Here is a 5,871-nt window from a genome sequence, read left to right as displayed (position 1 = left end):
GGTGCCAGCCGAGCGCCTGCACGATGCCCTGCACCGACCGCACCGCACCGGTCGTGTCGTAGCGCCCGTGCACCAGCAACCCGTAGGGCTTCTTCGTGCCGCCCGATTCGGCGGCAGATCCGTCATCGCTCAGCGACCCACCTGCCTGCAGGAAGATCGTGTCGAAGAAGTGCTTCATCGCGCCGGACATGTACCCGAAGTTCGCCGGGGTCAACACGACGTAGCCATCGGCCGCCAGCACGTCGTCGGCCGACGCCTCGAGCGCTGCGATGACTGACACGTCCACGCCCTCGATGGCGTCGTCGCGGGCTCCGGCGACGAGCGCGTCGGTCAGCGCGTGCAGAGTGTCGGTCGGGGAGTGGTGCACGATCAGCAGGTTGCTCACCTGACCCACGCTAGCCACCGGCGGCATCGCCGGCTGTCCAAAACCCCCACTGCAGGTTTGTGCGCCTGTGCCTACCATGCGATATGGACTTCGAGGCAGCGGCTGAAGCTCTCCGCGCGAACATCGAGAAGGTCATCGATGGCAAGCCGGACGTGGTCGAGACGGCCATCGTGGTGTTCCTCGCGGAGGGCCATCTGCTCATCGAGGACGTGCCAGGAGTCGGCAAGACCGTGCTCGCGAAGGCTTTGGCGAAGTCGTCGGGGTGCGCAGTACGGCGCATCCAGTTCACGCCAGATCTGCTGCCGTCAGACATCACGGGTGTCTCGGTGTTCGTGCCCTCGACCCGGGAGTTCGAGTTCAAGCCGGGGGCCGTGTTCGCCAACATCGTGATCGGCGACGAGATCAACCGCGCGTCACCCAAGACCCAGTCGGCGTTGCTCGAGGCCATGGAGGAGCGCCAGGTCACCGTGGATGGCACCACGTACGAGCTCGGCAGCCCGTTCACGGTGGTGGCGACCCAGAACCCGTTCGAGATGGAGGGCACGTACGCGCTGCCGGAGGCCCAGCGCGATCGCTTCATGGCGCGGATCCGTATGGGATATCCCGACGCCGGGGCCGAGCTGGACATGGTGCGCGGTCGCGACTCGTCCAATCCGCTCGACACCCTGACGTCGGTCGTCACGATCGAGACGGTCCAGCAGATGATCGCTGCCGCTCGCGCGGTGCACGTCTCCTTGGCCGTCGAGCAGTACGCCGTCGCGATCGCCCAGGCCACGCGCACCCATCCGGACCTGCGCCTCGGTGCCAGCCCGCGCGCCACTCTGCAGCTGGTCCGAGCCGCGAAGGCCCGAGCCGCGATCAGAGGTCGCGACTACGTGCTTCCCGACGACCTCGACGCGCTCGCCCTGGTGGTTTTGCCGCACCGCCTCGTGGCACACCGCGGCGCTGCTGGCGCAGAGGACATCGTCGCGTCGATCATCGCCCACACGCCCGTGCCGGCCGAGGTCCCGCGCGGCGCTCAACCGGCCTGACCCCATGGGTGTCCGACGCATGCGTGCCGCCGCTCGATCGTTCGCCCTGACCCGCCGTGGGACCGGCTTCCTGGTCGCTGCGCTCATCACGTTCGGGCTCGCCCCGATCCTGTCTGCTCCAGCCCTGCTGTACGCCACGGGCCTGTTGCTCGGGCTGGTGCTGCTGGCCGGCACCTTCGTGGCCACGGGGCACTCGCGCGTGCGGATCGAGCGCAGCATCTCGTCACAGGTCATCGATCCGGGCCAGTCGGTGCGAGCGTGCCTGATCGTGACGAACATGTCGTCGGTCCCATGCCCAGAGGCGCGGTGGACCGACTATCTGCCGTACGTCGTGGCGGGAGAGGCCAGCGGCGTGCTCCCGGCGCTCGGACCCGCGAACGCGCCCGATGCGGTCGTGTCGACCTCGTACACGGTGTCCGCCTCGACGCGCGGCGCCCATGCCATCGGACCGGTCGGAATCCGGGTCGTGGATCCGTTTGGATTGGTGGAGCGCACCCGCGACGTCGGCGAGACCCACCAACTCACCGTCCTGCCACGTCGCTACGACCTTCCGCCGATCCGGCCGAGCGGTTCCGATGAGGACGGCGCCACCCGCCCGGCTCCCCACCAGGTCGGCATCGGCGAGGACGACATCATCGCGCGGTCCTACCTGCCCGGCGATGCACTCAAGCGGCTGCACTGGAAGGCGACCGCCCGGCGTGGGGAGCTGATGGTGCGTCAGGAGGAGCAGCAGATGAACCCGCGTGCGGCCGTGACGATCGACCTCGACGCGTGGGCGCACGGCACTGATCGTGACACGTCAGGAGCCTGGGAGTACTCACCCACCTTCGAGTGGGCCGTGGCGGCCGCCGCGTCGGTCATCACCCATCTGGTCCGTGCCGGATTCATCGTGTCGGTCGGTTCGCCGGACGGTTCCTTGGGCGCCGAGCTGACCGAGGGGCACGACTCCGTGCGCGACGTGATGCTGGCCCTAGCGCACTGCGAGCCGGCCACGAGTGATCTCTGGCGCCTGCCAACGGAGCGCGCCATCTTCGTCATCGCGGGCCGTCTGGAGCTGGATCGCGCTCATCGCTGGGTCAAGGAGCTGTCCGGTGCGGCAGCCGTGCACGCCATGATCGCCGCCACCACGCGCGCATCGACGCTCACGGTGCTGGGGGCCGCCGGGTGGCACGTGGTGACCTACACGCCGCAGTCCGACATCCCCGTCATGTGGAGTGACCTCGACCGAGCGCGGACTCGTGCGGCGGGGTGAACAGGAGGCGACCGTGGGCCACCGGACGCGAGAGCGCGGCGGTTGGGCCGAGATGTCCGTGGCGACCGGAGCCCTGCTGGTCTTGCTGCTGGGGTTCAGAACGGTCGTCGAAGGCGCCGATTGGTTCGTCAGCACGGCGCTCGTCGCCTTGCTCGTGGCGACCACGACCATCACGTTGCGGATGGTCGGCCTGGGCCGCACGGTCACGCCGATCGCGCTGGTGGCCGAGATCATCGTGCTGTCTTGGGTGTTCGTTCCGTCGACACTGCTCGTGATCGTGCCAACCAGCGACACGATCGGTGGATTTCGTGAGCTGATCGAACGGGCCGGCCCGATCATCGCCCAGGAGCAGGCACCTGTCGCGCCATCGTCGTCGATCGTGCTGGTGCTTGCCGCGTCATTCGGGGCGCTGGTCATCGCGGTCGACCTGCTGCTGCGCCTGAACCGCGGAGTGTCCTTGATCGGCGTGCTCCTCCTCGCGGTCTTCATCGTCCCGGGCATGATCACCGGGACGTCGCCCTCGGTGTTGCTGTTCGTGGCGGCGGCGGTCCTGTGGCTTGCGCTGCTGCGTGGCCGCACCGCAGTGCACGGCTCGATCGGCGCGCCTCGCCAGGCCCCGGCTGTCGTGCTCGGCACGGGAGGGCTGGTCGCAGCCCTGCTGTTCCCGGTCGTGTCGCCAGATGTCGGCGCGGTGGCCTCCGCGTGGGGCAATCCGCCTCCGCAGGTCTTCGGCCGTGGCATCAACCCGATCGTCGAGCTGGGCACCAACTTGCGCCGCAACACCCCGGTCACGGTGCTGGACTACACGACCTCGCTGAACGACGCGCCCTATCTCAAGGTCGCGACCCTTCCGGACTTCACCGGTCAGACCTGGAAGCCGTCCGCTGACTTCGATCAGGGTCGTTTCGAGGGTGCTCTGGCGATTGCCGATGGGATCAAGTCAGTCCGCAAGGAGACCCGCATCTCGATTCGACGGCTGCGCAGCGACCTGCTGCCGGTGCCGTACCCCACGGTCAGCATCCGGGGCCTCGACAGTGGCTACCGCGTGGAGCGCAACGGCCTCACGGTCGAGTCCACCGGCGGCGATGTGATCGGGCAGACGTACACGGTGCAGAGCATCGAGGTGCTACCCACCGCCAATCAGCTGCGGGCCACCAACCCACGCGTACCGCCCGACTTCTCGCAGTACGTCGCGCTCGAAGCGGCGCCAGCGGTCATCGCCGACACGGCACGCGAGGTCACCCGGGGTGCTCGAAACAACTACGACCGAGCTCTCGCGCTGCAGCGGTACTTCCGCTCCAGTGAGTTCCGGTACTCCGAGACCGCCCCGGTGGCCGAGGACTACGACGGCAACGGCCTGTCGGTGATCGCCGAGTTCTTGCAGCGCAAGGCCGGCTACTGCGTGCACTTCTCCTCGTCGATGGCTGTCATGGCGCGCACGCTGGACATTCCGTCGCGCGTGGCCGTGGGCTATGCGCCCGGCTCGCCGGACGGATTCGACAACGGGCGCCGCCGGTACACGGTCCAGTCCGACGATCTGCACGCGTGGACCGAGCTGTACTTCGACGGCGTGGGGTGGGTGAAATTCGAGCCGACCCCCGGCGTCGGCCAGACCACGTCCTTCGACGAACCCGCTGCACCGAGTGCCGGGGACTCGTCAGCTGAGGGCCTCCCGGACGCCACCGGGACGGACAACGCTCCGAACGTGCGCGGCGACGAGGGTGCCATCGCTGCGGCGGACGCGGCCGAGGAGTCGTCCACCGCGCCTCGTTCGGCAGCCGCCGTGCTGGTCGTGATGCTGGCCATGGTGTTGACCCCGGGCCTCCTGCGTCGTGCCCGCAGGTCGTGGCGGCTGCGGGAGACTGTGCGGTCGCCCGAACCCGCTTGGCGCGAGATCGAGGACACGGCGCGCGACCTGGGGGTGCGGACGTCCTCAACCGACACGCCGCGCGGTTTCGCCGGCCGGTTGCGCGAACGTGCCGGGCTGGATTCGTCCGCGCTGGACCGCGTGCTGGGTGCGGTGGAGCGGAGTCGCTATGCCGAGTCGCCCGTCCCGTCGGCCGATGCGGCGCCTGACGCTCGACTGGTCGTCGCGTCGCTGGCGGCCGGGGCTCGCCGCGGCGCCCGACTGCGTGCCAATCTGCTGCCTCGCTCGTTGGGTCCGCGGCCGGGGGTGAGTAGGACCCCACGGCCGTCGCCCGCCGCCTGATCGGCTGCGCTGCCGCGGGGGCATCATGGACTCCATGCTCATCGGAGGACCGGAGCGACGATGGATCGAGATCGTCGATCATGACCCTGCGTGGACGGACCGGTACGAGACCGAACGGACCCGGATTGCCGCGGCGCTCGGGGCACGAGCGGTGCGAATCGACCACATTGGCTCGACCGCCGTGCCTGGCCTCGCAGCCAAACCGATCGTCGACATTGACGTGTCAGTGGCCGATCTGGAGGACGAGGAAGGCTGGCTGCCTGACCTGCTCGCCGCAGGCTATCTCCTGCGGGTCCGGGAGCCCGGACACCGCATGGTGCGCACTCCGGCCCTGGACGTGCACGTGCACGTCTGCGAGCCCGGGAGCGACTGGGAGACCGAGCACCTGGTGTTTCGCGACTGGCTGCGCAGCCATCCCGATGACTGTCGTCGGTATGGGGACGTCAAGCGCAGCCTGGCCGGCCGCGAGTGGTCCGACATGAACAATTACGCCGATGCCAAGAGCGACATCATCATCGAGATCATGGGTCGCGCGGCTGCCGGCTGAGTCGTCGGCTCAGGCCCGCATGGGCGGCGGTGGGGGAGTGCCGTCGCCAAAGGGTCTGCCGCCCAGCGACTCGCGGCCGTGCGGGCTGGCCCACGCGCCGGTGTCGGGCCCGGTAGGCACGATCTGCGTCGGATTGAGGTCCTCGTGCACCACGTAGTAGTGCTGCTTGATCTGCTCGAAGTCGATCGTGTCGCCGAAGCCCGGTGTCTGGAACAGGTCCCGGGCGTAGCCCCACAACGCCGGCATCTCGCTGAGTCGGTTGCGGTTGCCCTTGAAGTGGCCGTGATAGACCGCGTCGAATCGGGCGAGGGTGGTGAACAGCCGCACGTCCGCCTCGGTGATCTGGTCGCCCATCAGGAACCGGCGATCGGTGAGCCGGTCCTCGAGCCAGTCCATCGCGGTCCAGAGCCGGTCGTACGCCTCGTCGTACGCCTCCTGGGAGCCCGC

6 protein-coding genes are annotated in these 5,871 nt (G+C 68.9%); 4 read left to right on the top strand and 2 right to left on the bottom strand.

Annotation, left to right across the window (positions count from 1 at the left end; all coding sequences use genetic code 11):
- The coding region (locus WB508_RS11600; RefSeq protein ID WP_423845040.1) for a flavodoxin family protein at positions 1–385 on the bottom strand (385 nt) is incomplete at its 3' end.
- A gap of 83 nt (positions 386–468) precedes the next feature.
- Here WB508_RS11600 and WB508_RS11595 point away from each other — a divergent pair.
- The 4 genes from WB508_RS11595 to WB508_RS11580 are packed head-to-tail and all read left to right on the top strand — an operon-like array spanning position 469 to position 5,424.
- On the top strand, positions 469–1,416 hold the full coding sequence (locus WB508_RS11595) for an AAA family ATPase (RefSeq protein WP_423845039.1): 948 nt from the start codon (positions 469–471) through the stop codon (positions 1,414–1,416).
- 4 nt (positions 1,417–1,420) lie between these two features.
- A complete protein-coding gene (locus WB508_RS11590) occupies positions 1,421–2,668 on the top strand; it encodes a DUF58 domain-containing protein (protein ID WP_423845038.1) in 1,248 nt (415 codons plus the stop codon).
- Positions 2,669–2,681: 13 nt separating this feature from the next.
- Positions 2,682–4,877, top strand: coding sequence for a transglutaminase TgpA family protein (locus WB508_RS11585; protein WP_423845037.1), 2,196 nt, complete (start codon positions 2,682–2,684; stop codon positions 4,875–4,877).
- 34 nt (positions 4,878–4,911) lie between these two features.
- Positions 4,912–5,424: a GrpB family protein gene (locus WB508_RS11580; RefSeq protein WP_423845036.1), complete on the top strand. Its 513-nt coding sequence runs from the start codon at positions 4,912–4,914 to the stop codon at positions 5,422–5,424.
- A 9-nt stretch (positions 5,425–5,433) separates the two neighbouring features.
- Here the strand turns inward: WB508_RS11580 and WB508_RS11575 are convergent.
- Positions 5,434–5,871, bottom strand: a 438-nt coding sequence (locus tag WB508_RS11575; protein ID WP_423845035.1) for a glutathione S-transferase C-terminal domain-containing protein, incomplete at its 5' end; no start/stop codon positions are given.

It is taken from the genome of Aeromicrobium sp., assembly GCF_049586495.1.
GTDB lineage: Bacteria > Actinomycetota > Actinomycetes > Propionibacteriales > Nocardioidaceae > Aeromicrobium.
This window is presented reverse-complemented; position numbering and strand designations above follow the sequence as displayed.